The following is a 20,976-nucleotide window of genomic DNA, read 5'->3' on the forward strand; positions in this document are numbered from 1 at the left end:
GCTGCGGCCTATTCCGTGAAGCTCCTATTCGGTCCAGTGGAAATGGATAACTTCGGGACGTTTTTTGAGGAGTTCGTCGAGGTCGTCGCGATTGGTGTTACGCTTCATGACCAGCTCCAGCCGCACGATGAGGCTGTCCGGGGCCTGGCTGAAGCTGATGTCGCGCGTGCGTGTCCCATGTTCCCGCAGCGCGTCGAGCAGCGCGCGCATTCGAGATAGCGCGTCATCGCCCGTGGCGAGCACCAGATTGAGTTCCTGGCGCTTTCGCTCCCGATTGAGCGTCGATTCCAATCGGTTCAAGACGGTAAGGGTAATCAGCACGATCCCGGTCGCTACGGCGGCAAGCGCGGCGGTCTCGCCGCCGTAGCCAATCGCAATCCCCAGCCCCGCCACCACCCACACGCTGGCCGCCGTCGTCAGGCCGCGCACGAGGCCGCTGTTATCGCGCATGATGCAGCCGGCGCCGAGAAATCCGATCCCCGTCACGATCTGCGCCGCGATCCGCCCTCCGCCATTCGTTCCCGTACGATCGACAATCGCAATCAGCGCCGCGCCGACGCACACCAAAATATGCGTCCGCAGTCCCGCCGGTCGTTCGTGTCGCTCTCGCTCCCAGCCGACCAAACCGCCCAGCAGGGCGGCGAGGAATAGGAGAGCGGCGAGTTCAATGATGGGGTGTTGGTGCATTTACAAACTCGCCATTGGCGTAGCGCCGCTCCCGGATGACCTACCTCCGCCTTCGCGCTTCCCCGGCAAACCCACCCCCGGCCTTCGGCCCCGGCAAACCCACCCCGGCCCTGCGGGCCACCCCTCCCGCCGACGGGAAGGGTTCGTAGGATTGTCTCTGACGAGGGCTGCCTGCGATAACACACTCTAAAACAACCCTTCCCGTCGGCGGGAGGGGTGGCCCGCAGGGCCGGGGTGGGTTTGCCGGGGCCGAAGCGCCGGCGGTAGGTTTGCCGGGGAAGCGCCTGGATAGTTACCCGGAGGGGGGCGAAGGCCGAGGCTGAGGGCCACGCTTCACACCACGTGCGTGTCTACGCTCGCCTGGATCTCGTCCTTCAATTGCTTCACCAACCCGAGCACGTGCGCGGCGGCGTCGGCGATGGGGACGGCTTGTTTGGAGTTGCGGTCGCGGCGCAGGCCGATCTCCAGCGCGCCGCCGTCGGCGACGCCTTTGCCGACAGTGACTTTGACCGGGACGCCGATCAGGTCGCCGTCTTTGAACTTAACGCCGGGGCGCTCGACGCGGTCGTCGAGCAGGACGTCCAGGCCGGAGGCTTTCAGCGTAGTATAGAGCGTTTCGGCGGCTTCGGTCTGGGCCGGATCGGCGGGATTGACCAGGATGATCGTGACGGCGAAGGGCGCGATGGTGATCGGCCAGACGATGCCGTCGGCGTCGTGGTGCTGTTCGATGGCGGCGGCGAAGGTGCGGGAGACGCCCAGGCCGTAGCAGCCCATTTCAAACTCTTTGGCGGCGCCGTCCACATCGTCGTACTCGGCGTGCATGGAGGCGCTGTACTTTTTGCCCAGATAGAACACGTGGCCGACTTCGATGCCGCGCTCGGTGTAGAGGACGCCGCTGGCGTCGATGGGGCTCTGGTCGCCGGCGACGGCGGTGCGCAGGTCGAGATACTCTGGCGCGGGGAAGTCCCGGCCCGGCAGGACGTGCTGGAAGTGCGCGTCGGCTTTGTTCGCGCCGGTGACGCCGTCGCGGACGGTCGCCACTTCGCGGTCGGCGATGATCCGCACGGAGGCGGGCAGGCCAACAGGGCCGGCGAAGCCGACGGGAGCGCCGGTGACGCGCTCAACCACGGCGGGATCCGCGAGGCGCGCGGGGCCGCCCAGTGTTCGTCCCAGTTTCGCTTCATTCAGCTCGCGGTCGCCGCGAACAAGGGCGACTACGGGAGATCCGTCGGGCGCGAGGAAGACGAGCGTCTTGATCAGGCGCTTTGCATCGACCTTCAGGAAGGCCGAAACCTCTTCGATCGTCTTGACGCCGGGCGTGGAGACTTCCGAGAAGGCCGGGACTTCCGCGTCGGGCGCTTCAGCGGGAACGGGGATCGCTTCGCAGCGCTCGGCGTTCGCGGCGTACCCGGTGACGCTGCACCGAAGCACGGTATCTTCGCCGTCCTCGGACAGGACCATGAACTCTTCGCTCAGCGAGCCGCCGATGGCGCCCGAATCCGCCTGGATCGCGATCGAGGCCAGGCCGCAGCGGGTGAACATGCGGCCAAAGGACTCGCGGACCTTTTTGTAAGCGACCAGGGCGTCGTCTTCACTGCGGTCGAACGAATAAGCGTCCAGCATCAAGAACTCGCGACCGCGGATCAGGCCGCCGCGCGGGCGGGGCTCGTTGCGGAACTTCGTCTGGATCTGGTAACCCAGGAACGGAAGCTGCTTGTACGACTTGATGGTGTTGCGGACGACGTCCGTGATGACCTCTTCGTGCGTGAAGCCCAGAAAATAATCGTGTGGCTTCGCGGTGAACAGCACATCGACTTTATCGCGGCCCGATTCTTCGAGCAGCTCGCGCGGGACGAGCGCCGGGAAGAAGAATTCGTTGCCGTTGATATGCTCCATCTCTTCGCGCAGGATGTTCGAAATCTTGTTGATGACGCGCAGGCCCAGCGGCAGATAGGAGTAGACGCCGCTGGCGAGCGGACGGATAAATCCCGCCCGGAGCAAAAGTCGGTGGCTGATAAGCTCGGCGTCCTTGGGAGCCTCGCGGAGTGTCGGAATAAAGGCTTGAGTTGCGCGCATGTTCTGTCCTGGTCGTCGCTTTCTACTGTGGAAGCTGGTGATGGATCGTGCGAAGGATATCGTTCGCATTGATCAAGATAAAGAGAGTGCCGATGATGACGAGGCCCGTCAGCATAAACGCCTGCTGCTGGCGCTCGGTCAGCTTTTTGCCGCGCCGGACCCACTCGATGAAGAACGTCAGCAGGTGGCCGCCGTCGAGGATCGGAATGGGCAGCAGATTGAACAGCGCCAGGCTGATGGAAAGCTGCGCGGCCAGACTGACTTCCTCGTTGATGTTCACCTTCGAGGCGCGGGACGTCTCCTGGTACATACGGATGACGCCGCCCGTCTGCTCGTGGAACTTGTGGCTTTTGATCAGCATGCCCAGGTTTTTGAACAGGAGCACGATCATTTCGTTGCCAAACTTGATGGAGTTGACAAAGCTGAGATGCTTGACCTCCGCATCCATCCCGAACTTCAATCCGCCGGGCGTGCGGATGGAGAACGTGGGCGTTGTGTCGGGTGTGGCGGCGGGAAGGACGGCGGGAAGCGGCTTGACATCGCCTTTTCGCACGACGTAGATCTTTGACTTTTGCCCCGCGTATTTTTTGAGCGCGTCGAGCGCCTCCGCCGGCGTTTGCAGCGCGTCGCTCGCCTCTTTGTCGGAGTCGGGAATGATAGCGCGCAGCTCGTCGCCCGCCGTCACGCCGAAGGCGGCGAGACCGCCAGGGTTGATGACGTCCACAACGGTCATCGGCTTATGCGTGTCGTCGTCATAGAGCGGCTGCGGCGTCGCATGCAGAAGCTTCTCCTGACCGTTGCGCAGCACCGTGATGGCGATCGGCTTGTTGAGGCTGTGGCGGATGGTGTCCACCATCTCGGCGCCGTTGGTGATCGGCTTATCGTCGATCTTGACGATCGTATCGCCCGTCAGCAGGCCGGCTTTGAACCCTTCGCCGCCGGGCATGACGACCGCGACGCGGTTCAGCGTCTTGCCGGCGGAGACGCCGACCGTCCAGCCCATCAGGCAGAAGATGGCGTAGCCGAGAATAAACGACATAACCGGGCCGGCGAGAATGGTGAGCGAGCGCATCCAGAGCGGCTTGGCGTTGAAACCGTCCGCTTCGTTGTAAGGCTCCAGCTCGGGCGTGTTCTCGGCGACCAGCGGGATCTCAGCGGCGTCGGGGTCGTCCTTACGCCCGAGCAGCTTTTCCTTGGCGACATTGATCGGCTCCTCATCGGCGTCCATGCCGGCGATTTTGACGAAGCCGCCGATCGGCAGCATACGGACATTATATTCCGTGTTCCCGCGCTTCGCGACCCGCCAGATCCGCTTGCCCATGCCGACGCTGAAGTCGTCGACACGCATGCCGCACATGCGCGCCACGATGAAGTGTCCCCACTCGTGCGCGACGACGAGGATGCTGAGGATAATCAGCAGGACAATGACATGCTGGAGATTTTCGAATATCGCCTGAAAACTGGGAAAATGAAAATTCATCGCTCCGCCGCTCCGTTCCATTGCAGGCTGGGATCTTCATTGATCAGTTGAGTCACCGTCAGCCGCGCCCACTGGTCCGCCGCCGCGATTTGATCGAGATCCGGGTTTTCCAGTGGCCGATGCGCATGCATCGTCCGTTCTACTAATGTCATTATAGCAGGAAATGTAATCTTGGCGTCCAGAAACTGGGCCACCGCCGCCTCGTTGGCGGCGTTCAGCACCGCCGGCAGCGCGCCTCCCGCAGCGCCGGCGTCGCGCGCCAACCGAAGACTGGGGAAGCGGTTCGTGTCCGGCGCTTCAAAGGTCAGCGGCTTCGCCAACTGCGTCATATCCATGCGCGGCAGGCCGGAATCGACGCGCTCGGGATAGAGCAGCGCATATTGGATGGGGAGGCGCATGTCCGGCAGGCCGAGCTGCGCGATTACCGCGCCGTCGTGGTACTCCACCAGGGAATGCACCACGCTCTGGGGATGAATGACGACTTCCACTTGCTCCATGGGGATATCGAACAGCCAGCGCGCCTCGATCGTCTCCAGCCCCTTGTTCATCAGGGTGGCGCTGTCGATGGTGATCTTGCGGCCCATCGACGGCCAGGTTGGATGGTTAAGCGCGTCGACAATGCTTACCGACTCCATGCGCTCCTTCGTCCACTCACGAAAGGGGCCGCCGGAAGCCGTGAGCAAAATTTTGGCGACGGAATTGTCGGGAGCGCCCTGCAAGCATTGGAAGATCGCGGAGTGCTCGCTGTCGATTGGCAAAAGCCGCGCGCCGCTTTCGCGCGCCGTGCGCGTGACGATCTCGCCGGCCGCCACCAGCACTTCTTTCGTCGCCAGCGCGATATCCTTGCCCCGCCTCAGCGCCGCGACGGTGGCGCGCGTGCCGACAGCGCCGGCGACGGAGACGACCACGATGTCCGCATCCGGATGCGTCGCGAGACGCTCCAAATTTGCCTCATCGCCGCACTCGATCCATTCGGGCGACACGCCGAACTCGTCGGCCTGCTGCTTCAGCAGCTCGACGTTGCGATGTCCGGAAAGGGCGACGATTTGGAGACGTTCGGGAAGGCGGCGGACAATGTCGAGGGTTTGCGTGCCGATACTGCCGGTGGATCCGAGGATAACGAGTTTTTTGATGCCGTCTTGCAAAGTGCGCTTGCCGCCTTATTTTTGCGCCTGAGGCGCAAGGCCGTCGGGGTGGTTTAGCCGTTAGTTAACTTAATTCTTGCGCTTTGCGCAAGTGGCTGGCGAATGAATTCGCGCCTAAAAATACGGTCACCCGCCTGCGCGGGTTCAGATTTTGCGCCGAAGGCGCTTGTCTCAATGCCGTAGGCTCTGAAGTCCACGCAGGTGGACGGCTGTACTTTTAGGCGCGAATTTATTCGCCGGCTTCTTTGTTGTCGATGATCTGACCGTCTACGGATTCACCACCGCGCCGAACTTGCGCACGCGCATCTGGTAGTCTTCGATGGCCTGAACGAGGTGCTCGGCGCTGAAGTCCGGCCAGAGGGTGGGGGTGACCCACATTTCGGAGTAGGCGATCTCCCAGAGCAGGAAGTTCGAGACGCGAAGCTCTCCGGCGGTGCGGATCATCAGGTCGGGATCGGGCATATCCGGCGCGTAAAGGTTTGCCGAGATATCGTCTTCCGTGATCTTCGCGGGATCGATCTCGCCGCGCGCCGCCGCTTCCGCCAATTTTCGTACGGCGTCCACGATCTCCGCGCGGCCTCCGTAGTTCAGGGCGAGGTTTAGCACAAGGCCGGGATTCTTTTCCGTGAGGGCTTCGGCGCGCTCGATCTCCTTGCGCAGGGAGGGCGTCAGTTCCAGGCGGCGTCCGAGGAATCGCATGCGAATGCCGTTCTCGTGCAGCTCCGCCAGCTCGTTGCGGGTCGCCTTTTCGATCAGGGCCATCAAGCCGTCCGTCTCGTGCTTGGGACGGCGCCAATTTTCGTTGGAGAATACGTAAAGGGTGAGATACTTCACGCCGAGGTCGGAGGCGGCGCGGACGATCTTTTTGGTCGTCTTATAACCTTCCGCGTGTCCCAGAAGTCGGGAGGGAAGGTGATGCTTGCGCGCCCAGCGTCCGTTGCCGTCCATGATGACGGCAACGTGCTCGGGCATGCGCGAGGGATCCAGCCGCTCTCGGAGACGCTTGGTCTCGCGGGTTTCGGCGGTATCCGAGGAATGATGGACGGTCGCGGAGGCGCCGTTCTGCGCGTTCTGGGATCCCATAGATCTCAGACTTCCAGCAGTTCGGCCTCTTTGGCCTTGGCGATATGATCGACTTCGGAGACGTACTTGTCGGTCAGCTTCTGGATTTGATCCTGAAAGCGCTTCGCTTCGTCTTCAGACGCTTCGTTCTTCTTCACCAGCGCCTTGGACTGATCGTTGACATCGCGCCGGATGTTGCGGATCGAGACGCGGCCTTCCTCGGTCTTCTTGTTGAGGACCTTGACGAACTCCTTGCGGCGCTCTTCCGTCAGCGGCGGAATGGAGAGGCGCAGGCTGGAGCCGTCGTTGACGGGGTTGATGTTGATATCGGAGTTCTTGATCGCCTTTTCAATCGCGGCGACTGCGCCGCGGTCGTAGGGGGTGATCACGAGCTGGCGAGATTCCGGAACGCTGATCGTCGCGAGCTGATTGATCGGCGTTTGCGTTCCGTAATAATCGGCGGTGATGCCGTCGAGAAGAGTAGGGTTGGCGCGCCCGGTGCGGATGGTGGCGAAGTCATTTTGCGTCGCCTCCACCGTCTTCTTCATCTTCTGCTCGGCTTCCTTAGCTAAGTCACTGAGGCTCATTCGGTACATTCTCCAGAGGACATGTGAAAAAAGCGTTCGCTTGGGAACCTTCATTAACTACGCGTCTCGCGTAACAATGGTTCCAATCTGCTCACCGGCGCCGACACGCTGAATGTTCCCCGGCACGTTGATATCGAAGACGACGATCGGCATGTTGTTTTCCATGCAGAATGTCAGCGCCGTCAGGTCCATGACCTTGAGGCGGCGATCGATCGCTTCCGTGTAAGTGATGCGGTCGAACTTCACGGCGTCGGTGTGCTGGCGCGGGTCTTTGTCGTAGACGCCGTCCGTGCCGTTCTTCGCCATCAGCATGGCGGCGGCGCGAACTTCGCTGGCGCGCAGGGCGCTGGCGGTGTCCGTGGTGAAGTACGGGTTTCCGGTGCCGCCGGCCAGGATTACGACGCGGCCCTTTTCTAGATGCCGCAGCGCGCGGCGCCGGATATAAGGCTCCGCGACGGCCTGGATCGGAAGGGCCGTCTGCACGCGCGTGTCCACGCCTTGCTGCTCCAGGGAATCCTGAAGGGCGAGGGCGTTGACGACGGTGCCGAGCGTCCCAATGTAATCGGCGGTCACGCGCTCCATGCCCGCCTTTTCGGCGAGCGTGCCGCGCATGACGTTGCCGCCGCCGACCACAATCGCGATCTCCGTGCCGGCCTTGTGCAGGGCGGCGACTTCACTCGCGATCGTGGCCACGGCGGCGTAGTCGATTACGCCGTGCGAACCGTCTCCGGCGAAGGCTTCGCCGGAGAGTTTCAAGAGCACCCGGGGCCAGCGCTCACCGGGTTGATGGTTCGGCGTAGACATTGGTTACGCGCTCGCCTCGCCGATTTCGTAGCGGACGAAGCGCTTGATCTCGGTCTTGCCTTTGATCAACTGCGCGATGGTCTGCTTCGGCTCGCGGATGTACGCCTGCTCTAGCAGAGCGCTCGCCTTGAAGAAGTTGTTCAGACCGCCTTCGATGATCTTTTCCAGGATCTCCGCCGGCTTGTTGGCGTTCTTCTCGTCTGCCATCGTGCGGGTGCGGACCAGCTCACGCTCGGTTTCGACGACATTCGCGGGCGCCTCATCCTTGCTCAGGAACTTCGGGTTCGAGAACGAGATGTGCATGGCGATCTCACGGGCAAGCGCCTGGATCTCTGGACCCTGGCCGGTCAGCTCGATCAGAACGCCGATCTTGCCGCCCATATGAATGTAGGCGTCGACCGTGCCGTCCGTAGTCTCATAGACCGTGAAGCGCTTGAAGATGATGTTCTCGCGCAGCTTGGCGAACGTCTCCTGAAGCTGGGTGCGGGCCGGAGCGCCGGTGCCGGAGTGGATCGCGTCCAGAAGTTCATCAACGGTTCCCACGGTGGCGTGCTCGCTGGCGTGCGCCGCCAGGGTCTTCGCCAGGGAGCCAAACATCTCGTTACGGGCGACGAAGTCCGTCTCGGAGTTCAGCTCGATGATCGTGCCGAGAGTCGCGGTTTCATTCAGGAACGCTTCCACGACGCCTTCGGCGCTGATGCGGCCTTCCTTGACTTCCAGCTTGCTGTTCTTCTCGCGAAGCAGCAGGATGGCGGCTTCCATGTCGCCGTTTGCATCGGTGAGGGCTTTTTTCGCCTGCATCATCGGAGCGTCGGTCTTGTCCCGAAGCTCTTTTACCATCGCCGCAGTTATTTCGGCCATCTTCAAATCCTCTTCGATATCAAATTTGTGTTTCAGCCCATGTGCTGAGAGTAACAGTTAACAAACAATAGGCGGACGGAGCCAAAGACTCCGTCCGCCTTAGTGTTTTGACTAGGCGGACGGGGCGGCAGCCTCGCCCTCGGCGATCGCGGTCGCCGTGGGAACGACGGCGTCGGCGTCGCCCGTGGTCTCGATCGCGGGAGCGTCGGTTCCAGCGACACGTCGCTCCAGCTCTTCCCACTGCGCGGCGACAGCGGCGGCGTCGACTTCGTCACCGGTCTTGCCGGCTTCGCCCTCGACATCCGTGGCGCTGGCTTCCTGCCACTCGCCCTGCTTGATCTCGATGATCGCGTCGGCGATCTTGTTGGAGATCAGCTTGATGGCGCGGATGGCGTCATCGTTGCCGGGAATGACATAATCGACTTCGTCGGGATCGCAGTTGGTGTCGACAATCGCGATGATCGGGATGCCCAGCTTGCGGGCTTCCTGCACGGCGATGCGCTCCTTCTTCAGGTCCACGATGAAGATGGCGTCGGGCAGACCGGGCATATCCTTGATGCCGCCCAAATAACGCTCCAGACGATCCCGCTCTTCGCGGCGCTCGAAGGCTTCCTTCTTCGGCAGCGAATCCAGGGTGCCGTCGGCCTCCAGGCGCTCGAGCTCGCGAAGGCGAGCGATGCGCGTCAGGATGGTGCGGTAGTTGGTGAGCATGCCGCCCAGCCAGCGGGAGTTCACGTAGTAGGAGCGGGAGCGGCGCGCGGCTTCGGCGACGGCTTCCTGCGCCTGCTTCTTGGTGCCGACAAACAGCAGCTTGCCGTTGTTGGTCGCCAGTTCCTGGACGAACGCGTACGCGTCATCGAACAGCTTCAGGGTCTGGTGCAGGTCGATGATGTAGATGCCGTTGCGGCCACCGTAAATGTACCGCTTCATCTTCGGGTTCCAGCGCCGGGTCTGGTGACCGAAGTGCACGCCTGCCTCAAGCAGGTCTTTCATTTGCAATACTGACAAAGTTAATCGCTCCTTCGTTGGGTTCGTCCCCGCCGTTCATCCGGCAGGCGCGTTCTGCAAAGCAGGCACGCGCGCCTCCGTCCCGGCGAGTGTGGATTGAAATTTTCCGCCCGGTGATTATAGCACAAAAGAGGAGAAAGGCGCAAGGGTTGCGCCGCTGAAAGAAGGATTGCCTCGGCAAACCCACCCCGGCCCTTCGGGCCACCCCTCCCTGGCAAACCCACCCCGGCCCTTCGGGCCACCCCTCCCGCCGACGGGAAGGGTGATTTCAGAGTGTGTTATCGCAGGCAGCTTCTGTAAGAGGCAATCCTACTAACCCTTCCCGTCGCGGGAGGGGGCGGCCGAAGGCCGGGGGTGGGTTTGCCAGGGAGGGGTCGGCCGAAGGCCGGGGTGGGTTTGCCGGGGCCGAAGCGCCGGCGGTAGGTCAAACCGCCGGCGGCGGCTCCGAAAGTGTCGCGCATTCGGCGAGGTATTGGTGGACGAAGGCGATCGCCATGCTGCCTTCGCCGACTCCAGAGGCGACGCGTTTGATGGAGCCGTGGCGCACGTCGCCGGCTGCGAAGATGCCGGCGACGCTGGTTTCCAGGAGGAAGGGCCGGCGCTCCGCGCCGCATTGGCCGGAGAGGGTGGCGTCGAGGCCGGTCAGAATGTAGCCGCGGTCGTCGCGGGCGATGGTGTCCGGGAGCCATTCCGTCTCGGCGTCGGCGCCGATGAAGACGAAGAGGGAATCCGTTTCGTGCTCCACTTCCTCGCCAGTCTGGGAGTTCTTGACGGTGATCGCTTCCAGGGTGACGTCGCCTCGAACGCAGCTCACGCTGGAGTTGAGCGAGACTTCGATATTGCCGCGCGTCTTCAGTTGGTCGATCAAATACTGGGACATGCCCTGCTCGATATTGTTGGCGCGGATCAGCAGGGTGACCTTGCGCGCGTAATCCGCGAAGAACATCGCCGCCTGGCCGGCGGAGTTGCCGCCTCCAATCAAGAAGACATCCTTGCCCGCTACGCCCATTGCCTCGGTGCGCGCGGCGCCGTAGAAGATGCCGCAGCCGACGAGGTTCTTCGCGCCGGGGATGAAGAGCGAACGCCAGGTAACGCCCGTCGCGATGATAACGACCCGCGTGGTGATCGATTCGCCGTCGTCCAGAACGATCTCATGCAGGCGGCCCTTGGGACACAAACCGGTGACGGACCGGGAGACCAGGATCTCCGTTCCGAACCGCGTCGCCTGGCGGAGCGCTTTGGATCCGAGCTCATTGCCGGAGATTCCCGTCGGGAAGCCCAGGTAATTTTCGATCCGCGAGGAAGTCCCGGCCTGGCCGCCGGGGAACGAGCGCTCGATCATCAAGGTTTTCAAGCCCTCGGAGGCGCCGTACACGGCGGCGGCCAATCCGGCGGGGCCGCCGCCGACGATCACGACATCGTATGTCGCATCATTCGGCTCGGTGTTCAGCTTCAGACTCTTCGCGAGACTGCGCTTGTCGGGACATTTGAGCGTTTCGCCGCTCGGGAGTACGACGACAGGGTAGGGGCCTTCGTTCGCCTCCGAGGGGATATACTGCTGGCATGTGGGATCGGCGGGATCAAGCCAGCGGAAGTTCTGGTGGTTGCCGGAAAGAAACTGGCGCAGGTCGTAGCAGTTGACGTCACTGGAGTAGCCGACCAAGATCACGCGGTCCACGGGCGTATTCACGGAGACACTTTGAAGAAGTTTCACACGGTTGAGCATCTCCTGCATGATGCAGTCCGCGAGATCGTCGCGCCGCGTGACAAGAGTGTGGAAGTCCGCTTCGTCCATCTTGAGCACGCGCGCTTCGGTGGTGGTGCGGAAACCGGCGACGGATGCGCCGCCCAGCATCAAGGGAACTTCGCCGAAGAACGTGCCGGGAATGTAGGACTTCAGGACGACGTCCTCGCCCTTGTTTTCTTTCGTGACTTCGATGGATCCTTCGAGCAGAATATAGAACGAGGATCGCTCGCCCTCGCGAAGAACCCACTGATCGGCGGGAAAGTGCACATCGGCCGACACGGCGGCGATATCGCTCAGCTCGGCGTCGCCCAGCTTGCTGAAGAGCGGAATTGCGCGAAGAATATCTAGGGTAATCAAAATACTGTTCCTCGGAAAGATGCGATGTACGGCTTATGTTCGAACGGACGCAATGTCCATGATACTCAAACACGGCGAAGCGGCGGAAAGAACCGGTGTTGATAATCAGCTTACCCAGAAACCGCCGGCGGCGGTTCCGCGAGCGTCGCGAATGTGGCTCGGTATTGGTGTACGAAGGCGATCGCCATACTGCCTTCGCCGACTCCCGACGCGACGCGCTTGACCGAACCATGGCGCACATCGCCCGCCGCGAAGATCCCTTCCACGCTCGTTTCCAAAAAATAACGCGTGCGGTCTGTGCCGCACTGTCCCGAATCCATGGCGTCGCGGCCAGTCAGAATATAACCTCGCCCGTCGCGAGCAATCATATCCGGGAGCCAGTCCGTTTGCGCGTCGGCCCCGATGAATACAAAGAGCGAATTTGTCTCACAATGCTGCACTTCGCCCGTCCGCGAGTTGGCGACGGTAATCGCTTCCAGCGCCGTCTCGCCGTGAACGGCCGTGACGGAGCAGTTGAGTTCGACGCAGACATTCGCGCGTGTTTTCAATTGATCGATCAGATACTGCGACATTCCCTTCTCGATATCGGACGCGCGGATCAGCAGTGTCACCTTGCGTGCGTAGTCGGCGAAGAACATCGCCGCCTGTCCCGCCGAATTGCCACCGCCAATGAGATACACATCTCGGCCGGCGACGCCCATCGCCTCGGTGCGGGCGGCGCCAAAGTAAATGCCTTGTCCCAGCAGCGCATCCGCGCCCGGAATATCGAGCCGACGCCAGTAAACTCCCGTCGCGAGGATCACGGTTCGCGCATGAACGCAATCGCCGCCGTCCAGCGTGATCGTATGAACGCCGTCGCGCGTTTCCAGGGATTGCGTCGACCGGGCGACCAGGATCTCCGCGCCAAACCGCTTGGCCTGATCGAGCGCCCGCAGCCCCAGTTCGCCGCCGGAGATGCCGGTTGGGAACCCCAGGTAATTTTCGATGCGTGAGGATGTGCCCGCTTGACCTCCGGGGGCGGCGCGCTCCACCATCAGAGTTCGCAAGCCCTCGGAGGCGCCGTACACGGCGGCCGCCAATCCGGCGGGGCCGCCGCCGACGATCACGACGTCGTACTCCGCTTCGCTGGGCATGGTCTGCAAACCGAGATGTTCGGCCAGCTCACGCCGGTTGGGAGCATTCAATACTTCGCCGGACGGCAGGATGACGGCGGGGTAGGGCCCTTCCAACGCTTTGGCGGGAATGAACGGCTGGCAAGCGTTATCCGTGGGATCGAGCCATCGGAATTCCTGGTGGTTGCCGGAAAGAAATTGGCGCAGTTTGAAGCAGGCGAGGTCGGAATGATGGCCGATCACAAGCGTGCGCTCGATTGGCGTGTGCATCGAAAATTGCTGAAGCCGCTCCACGCGCCGCATCATGGTTTGCAGGATGCTGGATCCCATCTTTTCGCTGTGCGTGACCAGATATTGGAACTCGGGACGCTCCAGCCGAAGGATGCGACACTCCGACTTCGTGCGCAGGCTCGCCACGGCCGTGCTTCCGAGCAGCAGCGGCACTTCTCCAAAGAAATCTCCGGATTTGTAGGTGTCCAGGATCTTTGGGTCGCCGTTGACCGTACGGATGACATCGACTTCGCCAGAAATAAGAACGAAGAACGAGGGAGTATCCCCCTCCTGAATCAGCCATTGATTGGGGCCGAGGTGGACGTCGGCGCAGATAATCGTCAGTTTATTGACCAGGGCCTCAGTGAGGGATTCGAAGAGCGGGATCGTGCGGATGAGCTCGGGAGTGATCATGGATTACCTCAAAAATGCGGCCAGCCGTCAAAGATTAGTTTGGCCCCGCCGATCAACGCGAACGCCAGCGCCAGGGCTTCAAACGCCTTTTGATCGACGAACTTGATCAGCCATCGGCCGGTCAGCGCGCCGATCACCACCAGCGGCGCGAGCTTCAAATCGAACAGCAGCGAGTGCGCGTTGATCGTGCCCATTTGTACGCTGAATGGCACCTTGAACCAGTTCATGATACAAAAGTACCAGGCGCCGGTGCCGATAAACTCCATCTTGGGCAGGCCGACGGCGAGGAAGTACAGAAGCATCACCGGTCCGGCGGCGTTCGCGGTCATGGTGGTAAAACCGGCGGTGAGGCCCATCGCGGCCGCGTACAGATGGCTGGCGGGCTTCTGCTCCGTCGGCAATGGACGCAGCCGCTGCGCCCATTGCAGGGCCACCATCACGATCAAAATCACGCCGATCATCAGCTTGAGGATGTTGTCGTCGTGGATGAGCCGCATGGTCGCCCAGCCGATCACGATCCCGGCGGCGGCCCAGGGAAACATGCGCCACAGATGCGACCAGACCGCGTGACGGCGAAACGCCGTCACAGCGACGACATCGGCGACAATCAATAACGGCAGTACGGCGCCGGTGGACTCGCGCGCCGGCATCATCATGGCGAACAGGGCGACGGTGATAATGCTGACGCCCGAAAATCCCGTCTTGGAAAGGCCGACCATAAAGGCGCACAGCAGCGCGATCAGCCATTGGGTTGCGTTCAATGTCACTGGGAGGCGGCCCCCAACTTGACGGCTTGTCCGGTGCGCGCCGATTCGTATACGGCGAGAATGATTTCCAGCGGCTTGCGCCCGGCGCGGGCGTCGATCAGCGGCGTCCCGTCCGTGCGAACGGCGCGGAGGAAGTCTTCGATCTGCGCCCGATGCGCATCCCCCCAGACCGCGCCCGGGTCGGCGGCGGCCGAGCGCTCGGCCGCCGCGTTCACCACCGACGCCGATCCGCCCTGAGCCACCGAGACCGCATGGCTGGAGATGGCGTCGCTGAGATGCGTGTCGCCCTGCTTCAGAATCAGGGACCGCAGCGTGTCCGCCTCGATCGTCGCGGAGCCTTCCGCGCCAAAGATATCGATACGCACCGGAAGCCCCGGAAAGGCCGCGGTCGTGGCCGTAAGAGTTCCAATCGCGCCGCTGGCGAACGTCAGCGCGGCCACGACGACATCCTCCACCTCGATCCGTTCGTGCGCCGCTGTCCGGGTGTGCGCGTAGATCGATTCGACATCGCCCGCGAGCCATTGCAGCAGATCGACGGTGTGGACGCCCTGGTTCATCAGCGCGCCGCCGCCGTCCATCGCCCAGGTGCCACGCCAGTCTCCAGAATCGTAATACTCCTGCGTACGCCACCATTTCACCGAGGCGTCCGCCAGCACGATCTTGCCCAGTTTGCCCTCACCCAGAGCGGCCTTCAAGTACTGGGTGGCGTGATCGAACCGATGCTGGCTAATGACGGTCAGCTTTTTGCCCGTTTCATCGGCGGCGGCGATCATCCGGTCACACGCGGCCAGCGAGATATCCATCGGCTTTTCGACGATCACATGCTTCCCCGCGCGCAGCGCGGCCACGGCGATATCCGCATGCGTCCCGGACGGCGTGCAAATCGAAACGATATCCACCATCGGGTCGCCGATCAGATCCTCCAGTTTCGTGTAAACGTCCTGAATATCGAACTGAGCCGCCATGGCGTAGGCGCGCTCCGGGACGCTGTCCGAAAGCGCGTGGATGTGCACGTTGTCGATCTGCCGGATGGCCCCAATATGCGTCGGAGCGATCGTCCCACATCCGATCACGGCGAAATTCAATACTTCTTCGTTAGCGCCAGGCATTTCCCAATACTCCTTCCGGCGGTTGAGGCCGACAGCATTTCTAATTCCACTCGGGAACGGCGTCTTCCTGCCGTAAACGCTTTATTCCTCGCGTCATACGAATGCGCAAAGAATCGCCCAAAAACTCGTGGAATGGCGGATAAAAATGCGGAACCTTCTGAGCCGATAGTATAGTAATGAACAGCGGATGGATGACGAAGCCGGGAGATCGTTTTCTTATGACCTCAGCAACCACGCCTGTGTTATCCGTGACCATGCAGCCTGCGGGACGCGTTTTGGTAATTCGGTCGTCCTGCGCGATTGACGGCTCGGCGCCTTCGCCCGAGCATATTACCCACTACGCCGCCGCCGAACAGGCGCGGTTTGTTCTGCTCGACGCCACCAGCGCCCCTTATACGGACACCGCCGGACTTCGCTGGCTGCTGCGCATGCGCGATCAGCCGGCGCCGATCCGGATTGTCGCCCGAAAAGGGGGACGCATCTGGCGCGCGCTGAAGTTGATGCAGCTCGAGTTTCCATTGTTCGATTCCGTACAGCAAGCCTGGAACGCGCCCTGGCTCCGGCCGGGACGCAGTCGATAATCCCCTGTTTTTGTGCGATCTCAGGGCTGTGGCAGGCAAGCCTGCCCGGCCCATTTCTCCTTGACTTCCACTCTGCGCAATCGGTATACTAGCCCCAATACAGCCACGGAGGCCTGGATTTATGCTTTCTCAGCGCGCGCGTAACGCTGCGCCGTCCCCAACGCTTGCTATCACCGCCAAGGCCAACGCCTTGAAGGCGTCGGGAGTCGATGTCGTCGGCTTCGGCGCCGGCGAACCCGATTTCGACACGCCCGCCCATGTCAAGGACGCCGCGATTGCGGCGCTCGCGGCCGGCGACACCAAATATACGGCGTCCAGCGGCACCGTCGCCCTCAAGGACGCCATCATCGCCAAGCTGAAGCGGGATAACAATCTCACATACGGCCGCAATGAGATTTTGGTCTCGGTGGGCGCCAAGCACTCCATCTATAACTTGATGCAGGCGATGCTCGATCCCGGCGATGAAGTCATCATTCCGACGCCTTACTGGGTGTCTTACCCCGAACAGGTCAAACTGGCCGACGGCGTTCCCGTCTTCATTAAGACCGACGAGAGCACGGGCTTTCTGGCGACCGCCGCGCAGGTCGAAGAGAAGCTGACGGATAAGACGAAGATCGTCATTATCAACTCGCCCAGCAACCCAACCGGCGCCGTGTACACGCCGCAGGCGCTGCGTGAGATCTCGGACCTGTGCGTGTCGCGCGGCGTTTACCTGATGTCGGACGAGATCTATGAGAAGATCATCTATCCCGGCAACACGTTTGTTTCGCCGGCGTCGTTCAGCGATCAGGCGCGGGCGCTGACGATCACGATCAACGGCTTCTCCAAGGCGCACTCCATGACCGGCTGGCGCCTGGGGTACACGGCGGCGGATCCGGAGATCATCGCGGCGATGTCGCGCATTCAGGACCAGAGCACATCGAACCCCGTGTCCTTCGCGCAGGCCGGCGCCGTCGAGGCGCTCAACGCGTCCCAGGATTCGGTCGAGACGATGCGCGTCGCCTTTGAAGAGCGGCGCAATTATATCGTCGCGGCCCTGAACGATATCCCCGGTTTCCAGTGCCTCAATCCGGGCGGCGCGTTCTATGTCTTCCCGAACGTCTCCGCGCTGTACGGCAAGAGCTGGAAAACCGAGAGCGGCGACCTGAAGCAGATCAACAGCTCGGACGACTTCGCCGAATATCTTTTGACGGCTAAGGGCGTGGCGGTCGTTCCCGGATCGGGCTTCGGCGCGGACGGCAACGTTCGCCTGTCGTACGCCACGAGCATGAAGAATATCGAGAAGGGCGTCGCGCGCATCGCCGAGGCGGTTGGCCAGCTGCAATGACGTCGATCGATGAACTCCGCAAAGCGGCGCTTGCGCGTGGGCTGCCGATCACGGACATGGCGATGCTGAAGCAGGCGCTGACGCACAAATCGCTTGTCCCGGAAAAGCCGCTCGAAAGCAACGAGCGACTGGAGTTCCTCGGCGATTCCGTGCTGGGGCTCGTCATTAACGAGTATCTCTATTCCGCGTTCCCCGAGAAGAAGGAAGGCGAGCTGGCGAAGGCCAAGGCGCTGATTGTCTGCCAGTCCGCGCTGGCGGAAGCGGCGCGGCGCATCGACCTCGTCGCCTTGCTTCGGATCGGGCGCGCCGAAGAGTCCACGGGCGGCCGCAATCGCTCCAGCTTGATCTCCGACGCCTTTGAAGCGGTTGTCGCCGTCGTCTATCTGGAGCGCGGTTACAAGCCCGCGCGGGATTTCGTGCTGTCGAGCCTGCGGTTCCAGATCGACGCGATCAACCGCACGAGCGACTGGCGCGACGCGAAGACGGCCCTTCAGGAAGTCCGCCAGGCGCGCCGCCTGCCCGGCCCGGTTTACCGGGTGGCGGACGAGCAGGGGATGCCCCATGACCGGACGTTCGTCGTGGAAGTGCTGCTGGACAACGTCGTCGTCGGCTCCGGCGTCGGCAAAAGCAAGCGTGAGGCGGAGTTCGCCGCCGCCGACGTCGCGCTGATTCTGCTGCGCGACAGCGGCCAGATAGGATCCGAATGGACACGTCCGCAGAAATAGGCGTCTTCGGCGGCAGCGGCTTTTACGCTCTCTCCGAGACCGAGCCACAAGAAATCGCGATTGAGACGCCCTACGGCTCTCCGAGCGATACGATCACCCTGACAACCATCGCCGGGAAGCGCGTTGCGTTCCTGCCGCGCCATGGACGCAAGCATCAACTTCCCCCGCACAAAATCCCGTATCGGGCCAACCTCTGGGCGTTCCAGCAGCTGGGCGTCCAGCGCGTGATCGCGCCCAACGCCGTTGGCTCGCTCCAGGCGCATATCGCGCCGGGGCATTTTGTGATCAACGATCAGTTTGTCGACCGGACGACGGGCCGAGCGGACACGTTCTACGACGGCCCGCAGACGATCCACGTCTCGACCGCGCATCCTTACTGCCCGCACCTGCGCACGCTCGCCATTCAGGCGACGCGCGCGCAGGATATCCCCGTCCATGACGGCGGGACGTGCGTCATCATTCAGGGGCCGCGCTTCTCCACGCGCGCCGAAAGCGAATGGTTTTCGCGGATGGGCTGGGATATCGTGAATATGACCCAGTATCCCGAAGTCGCCCTGGCGCGCGAGCTGGCGATGTGCTATGTGAACATCTCCCTGATTACCGACTACGACGCCGGGGTGGTGGTCGACTCGGGCCATGTGGAAGCTGTGGATGTTTTGGAGATCCTCCGGCAAAACACGGAGAATGTCAAACGGGTGATCCACGCCATGCTGGAGACCATCCCGGGCGACCGCCGCTGCGACTGCGCCGACGCGCTCAAAAACGCACAGATGTGAACGATTCCCAATCAAAAATCCTGATCGCGGAGACCGTATGAAAGCACTCATCCTGGCCGCCGGCCGAGGCACCCGCCTCGGCGTTCTGACGGAAAATCGCCCCAAGCCCATGCTGCCGATCGCCGGCGTTCCCATGATCGAGCGGATCATGACGAGCCTGAACGAAGAAGCCGGCATTTCCGAATTCGTCCTGATCACCGGATACCTTTCGTCGTTGATTGAGGAGTACTTTGGCGACGGCGCCCGCTGGGGATGGAAGGTGCAGTACATCCCGCAGGAAGTCCCGCGCGGCGTCGGCGACGCCGTCAATACGGCCCGCGCGGCCCTGTCGGACGCCCCGTTCTTTATGACCTATGGCGATATCATGCTCGATCCGGTCAATTACGGCGTGGGCGTCGCCGAGTACGCGCATGCGAACGCCGACGGGAAGTTCTGCAAGGCGCTGATTGGATTGAACTGGGTGGACGATCCCTATCGGGGCGCCGCCGTGTATCTCGACGAAACGTATCAGATCGAAAAGATCGAGGAGAAACCCGCGAAGGGCACGGCGACCACGCATTGGAACAACGCCGGACTTTTCGTCTTCGATCCGCTGATCTTTGAATACACGGCCAAGATCCAGCCGTCCGCGCGCGGCGAGTACGAGCTGCCGGACGCGATTTCTGCGATGATCGCGGATGGATATTACGCGCAAGGGCTGCCGCTGACCGGCGACTGGCGCGATGTGGGAACGCCCGAGGATTACGCGGCGATTAACGATGAGTTCGGAGTGAAAAAGTCATGACAGTGGTGAGCAAAGCGCGCGAAGTTTACGCGCAGCAGTTTCGGGAAGCCCCCAAGTTCGGCGCGTTCGCGCCGGGCCGCGTCGAGATCATGGGAAACCATACCGACTACAACGGCGGCTTCGTGCTTCCGGCGGCGCTGGACAAGGGGACGGCCATTGTCGGCTCCCCAACCGGAACGGACGAGGTGATTCTGGTGGCGGCGGACTTCGGCCGCACCGCGACCTTCTCGATCTCGGACATTCAGCGCGATCCCCAGAACTCGTGGGCCGATTATGTGATGGGCGTCGTGAGCCTCTTGCAGCAGGATGGCGTTTCGATCGGCGGTTTCCAAGCCGTCATCGCCAGCGACGTCCCCGCCGGCGCGGGCCTGTCTTCCTCGGCGGCCTTAGAAGTTTCGACCGCTTTCTTTCTGCGGCAGCTCTTTCCCTATGACCGGGAGCCGATGGAAATCGCGCGCCTCTGCCAGCGCGCCGAGAACGAATACGTCGGCGTCGCCTGCGGAATTTTAGACCAGTTCTCCTCGGTCTTCGGCAAGCAGGACGGCCTGCTCTTTCTGGACTGTCTGAGCCTGGAGCACGGCGCCGTCACGATGGGCCGCAGCGACATCGCCGTCGTCATCTGCGACTCGATGGCGAAGCACGCCCTGACCGGCGGGGATTACAACACCCGCCGCGCCGAGTGCATGGCCGCCGCCGCCCACTTCGGCAAGGAGCTTCTGCGCGAAGTTTCGTGGGAAGAGTTCGTCGCCCGCGAGAACGAACTCCCCGAAAACCAGCGCAAGCGCGCCCGCCACGTCCTGACCGAAGACCAGCGCGTCCTCGCCATGCGCGACGCCATTCAGGGAACGGACACCGATCCGATCAAGCGTCTTCTCATCGAAGGCCACGCCTCCTGCCGCGACTTGTTCGAAAACTCCACCCCGGAGATCGACTTCCTCGCCGCCGCCGCCATCGAAATCGAAGGCTGCTACGGCGCGAAGCTCACCGGCGGCGGCTGGGGCGGCTGCACGGTCAACTTGGTTCAAGTGGAAGCCGTGCCGGCGTTCTGCGCCCAATTGTCGGAGCGATACCAGACAGAGCTTGGGAAGACGGCGCAGATTTACCCGTGCCGCGCGTCGGCCGGCGCGCATGTGCTGGAGTTTTAGGAAGGCCCTCACCCAGCCCTCCGGGCCACCCTCTCCCGGGCAAACCCACCCCCGGCCTTCGGCCGACCCCTCCCGCGACGGGAAGGGTTGGTAGGATTGCCTCTTACAGAAGCTGCCTGCGATAACACACTCTGAAATAACCCTTCCCGTCG

The 20,976-nt window shown here is 62.3% G+C and carries 19 protein-coding genes; 6 read left to right on the top strand and 13 right to left on the bottom strand.

What is annotated here, in order from left to right; genetic code table 11:
* Positions 1–24 precede the first annotated feature (24 nt).
* From D5261_RS19135 to D5261_RS19195, 13 genes are all read right to left on the bottom strand, one after another.
* Positions 25–687, bottom strand: a complete 663-nt coding sequence (locus D5261_RS19135; RefSeq protein ID WP_119323217.1) for an MgtC/SapB family protein — start codon at positions 685–687, stop codon at positions 25–27.
* A gap of 333 nt (positions 688–1,020) precedes the next feature.
* Entirely contained in the window at positions 1,021–2,763 is a 1,743-nt protein-coding gene (locus D5261_RS19140) for a proline--tRNA ligase (protein WP_119323216.1), read from the bottom strand.
* A gap of 22 nt (positions 2,764–2,785) precedes the next feature.
* The gene (locus tag D5261_RS19145; protein ID WP_165864429.1) at positions 2,786–4,243 is read right to left on the bottom strand and encodes a M50 family metallopeptidase; all 1,458 of its coding nucleotides are present in this window, start codon (positions 4,241–4,243) and stop codon (positions 2,786–2,788) included.
* Entirely contained in the window at positions 4,240–5,376 is a 1,137-nt protein-coding gene (gene dxr / locus D5261_RS19150) for a 1-deoxy-D-xylulose-5-phosphate reductoisomerase (RefSeq protein WP_119323347.1), read from the bottom strand. Before dxr ends, D5261_RS19145 begins: the two co-directional genes overlap by 4 nt.
* Positions 5,377–5,655: 279 nt before the next feature.
* Positions 5,656–6,471 carry an undecaprenyl pyrophosphate synthase gene (gene uppS / locus D5261_RS19155; protein WP_119323214.1) on the bottom strand — a complete coding sequence of 272 codons (816 nt, stop codon included), beginning with the start codon at positions 6,469–6,471 and terminating at the stop codon, positions 5,656–5,658.
* 5 nt (positions 6,472–6,476) lie between these two features.
* Positions 6,477–7,037, bottom strand: coding sequence for a ribosome recycling factor (gene frr, locus D5261_RS19160; RefSeq protein ID WP_119323213.1), 561 nt, complete (start codon positions 7,035–7,037; stop codon positions 6,477–6,479).
* A gap of 57 nt (positions 7,038–7,094) precedes the next feature.
* Positions 7,095–7,841, bottom strand: a complete 747-nt coding sequence (gene pyrH, locus D5261_RS19165) for a UMP kinase (protein ID WP_119323212.1) — start codon at positions 7,839–7,841, stop codon at positions 7,095–7,097.
* Positions 7,842–7,844: 3 nt separating this feature from the next.
* The gene (tsf, locus tag D5261_RS19170; RefSeq protein WP_125206168.1) at positions 7,845–8,702 is read right to left on the bottom strand and encodes a translation elongation factor Ts; all 858 of its coding nucleotides are present in this window, start codon (positions 8,700–8,702) and stop codon (positions 7,845–7,847) included.
* A gap of 111 nt (positions 8,703–8,813) precedes the next feature.
* Positions 8,814–9,710, bottom strand: coding sequence for a 30S ribosomal protein S2 (rpsB, locus tag D5261_RS19175; RefSeq protein WP_119323210.1), 897 nt, complete (start codon positions 9,708–9,710; stop codon positions 8,814–8,816).
* 424 nt (positions 9,711–10,134) lie between these two features.
* A complete protein-coding gene (locus D5261_RS19180) occupies positions 10,135–11,814 on the bottom strand; it encodes an FAD-dependent oxidoreductase (RefSeq protein ID WP_119323209.1) in 1,680 nt (559 codons plus the stop codon).
* Positions 11,815–11,924: 110 nt separating this feature from the next.
* The gene (locus D5261_RS19185; RefSeq protein ID WP_119323208.1) at positions 11,925–13,610 is read right to left on the bottom strand and encodes an FAD-dependent oxidoreductase; all 1,686 of its coding nucleotides are present in this window, start codon (positions 13,608–13,610) and stop codon (positions 11,925–11,927) included.
* Between the two features lie 8 nt (positions 13,611–13,618).
* Positions 13,619–14,377 (bottom strand): sulfite exporter TauE/SafE family protein, encoded by a 759-nt coding sequence (locus D5261_RS19190; RefSeq protein WP_218025686.1) that lies wholly within the window; start codon positions 14,375–14,377, stop codon positions 13,619–13,621.
* On the bottom strand, positions 14,374–15,486 hold the full coding sequence (locus D5261_RS19195) for a Gfo/Idh/MocA family protein (protein ID WP_119323207.1): 1,113 nt from the start codon (positions 15,484–15,486) through the stop codon (positions 14,374–14,376). The genes D5261_RS19190 and D5261_RS19195 overlap by 4 nt, the downstream gene beginning before the upstream one ends.
* Positions 15,487–15,704: 218 nt before the next feature.
* Between D5261_RS19195 and D5261_RS19200 the strand changes: the two genes are divergently transcribed.
* The 6 genes from D5261_RS19200 to galK all read left to right on the top strand — a co-directional run bounded on the left by D5261_RS19200 (position 15,705) and on the right by galK (position 20,824).
* On the top strand, positions 15,705–16,067 hold the full coding sequence (locus D5261_RS19200) for an STAS domain-containing protein (protein WP_125206167.1): 363 nt from the start codon (positions 15,705–15,707) through the stop codon (positions 16,065–16,067).
* A gap of 121 nt (positions 16,068–16,188) precedes the next feature.
* Positions 16,189–17,394, top strand: a complete 1,206-nt coding sequence (locus D5261_RS19205) for a pyridoxal phosphate-dependent aminotransferase (RefSeq protein ID WP_119323205.1) — start codon at positions 16,189–16,191, stop codon at positions 17,392–17,394.
* The gene (rnc, locus tag D5261_RS19210) at positions 17,391–18,119 is read left to right on the top strand and encodes a ribonuclease III (protein WP_119323204.1); all 729 of its coding nucleotides are present in this window, start codon (positions 17,391–17,393) and stop codon (positions 18,117–18,119) included. The genes D5261_RS19205 and rnc overlap by 4 nt, the downstream gene beginning before the upstream one ends.
* Positions 18,098–18,895 carry an S-methyl-5'-thioadenosine phosphorylase gene (locus D5261_RS19215; protein WP_119323203.1) on the top strand — a complete coding sequence of 266 codons (798 nt, stop codon included), beginning with the start codon at positions 18,098–18,100 and terminating at the stop codon, positions 18,893–18,895. Before rnc ends, D5261_RS19215 begins: the two co-directional genes overlap by 22 nt.
* A 37-nt stretch (positions 18,896–18,932) precedes the next feature.
* Positions 18,933–19,679, top strand: coding sequence for a nucleotidyltransferase family protein (locus D5261_RS19220; protein ID WP_119323202.1), 747 nt, complete (start codon positions 18,933–18,935; stop codon positions 19,677–19,679).
* Positions 19,676–20,824: a galactokinase gene (galK, locus tag D5261_RS19225; RefSeq protein WP_119323201.1), complete on the top strand. Its 1,149-nt coding sequence runs from the start codon at positions 19,676–19,678 to the stop codon at positions 20,822–20,824. The genes D5261_RS19220 and galK overlap by 4 nt, the downstream gene beginning before the upstream one ends.
* Positions 20,825–20,976: the final 152 nt, after the last annotated feature.

Source organism: Capsulimonas corticalis, from assembly GCF_003574315.2.
Classification (GTDB): Bacteria; Armatimonadota; Armatimonadia; order Armatimonadales; family Capsulimonadaceae; genus Capsulimonas; species Capsulimonas corticalis.

Bases quoted from the DNA above. Each gene is read 5' to 3' on its own strand.
- D5261_RS19140 (WP_119323216.1), bottom strand. From the start codon at position 2,763: ATGCGCGCAACTCAAGCCTTTATTCCGACACTCCGCGAGGCTCCCAAG.
- D5261_RS19220 (WP_119323202.1), top strand. From the start codon at position 18,933: ATGAAAGCACTCATCCTGGCCGCCGGCCGAGGCACCCGCCTCGGCGTT.
- uppS (WP_119323214.1), bottom strand. From the start codon at position 6,471: ATGGGATCCCAGAACGCGCAGAACGGCGCCTCCGCGACCGTCCATCAT.
- D5261_RS19135 (WP_119323217.1), bottom strand. From the start codon at position 687: ATGCACCAACACCCCATCATTGAACTCGCCGCTCTCCTATTCCTCGCC.
- D5261_RS19215 (WP_119323203.1), top strand. From the start codon at position 18,098: ATGGACACGTCCGCAGAAATAGGCGTCTTCGGCGGCAGCGGCTTTTAC.
- D5261_RS19205 (WP_119323205.1), top strand. From the start codon at position 16,189: ATGCTTTCTCAGCGCGCGCGTAACGCTGCGCCGTCCCCAACGCTTGCT.
- galK (WP_119323201.1), top strand. From the start codon at position 19,676: ATGACAGTGGTGAGCAAAGCGCGCGAAGTTTACGCGCAGCAGTTTCGG.
- D5261_RS19145 (WP_165864429.1), bottom strand. From the start codon at position 4,243: ATGAATTTTCATTTTCCCAGTTTTCAGGCGATATTCGAAAATCTCCAG.
- frr (WP_119323213.1), bottom strand. From the start codon at position 7,037: ATGAGCCTCAGTGACTTAGCTAAGGAAGCCGAGCAGAAGATGAAGAAG.
- rnc (WP_119323204.1), top strand. From the start codon at position 17,391: ATGACGTCGATCGATGAACTCCGCAAAGCGGCGCTTGCGCGTGGGCTG.
- D5261_RS19200 (WP_125206167.1), top strand. From the start codon at position 15,705: ATGACCTCAGCAACCACGCCTGTGTTATCCGTGACCATGCAGCCTGCG.
- D5261_RS19195 (WP_119323207.1), bottom strand. From the start codon at position 15,486: ATGCCTGGCGCTAACGAAGAAGTATTGAATTTCGCCGTGATCGGATGT.
- tsf (WP_125206168.1), bottom strand. From the start codon at position 8,702: ATGGCCGAAATAACTGCGGCGATGGTAAAAGAGCTTCGGGACAAGACC.
- pyrH (WP_119323212.1), bottom strand. From the start codon at position 7,841: ATGTCTACGCCGAACCATCAACCCGGTGAGCGCTGGCCCCGGGTGCTC.
- D5261_RS19185 (WP_119323208.1), bottom strand. From the start codon at position 13,610: ATGATCACTCCCGAGCTCATCCGCACGATCCCGCTCTTCGAATCCCTC.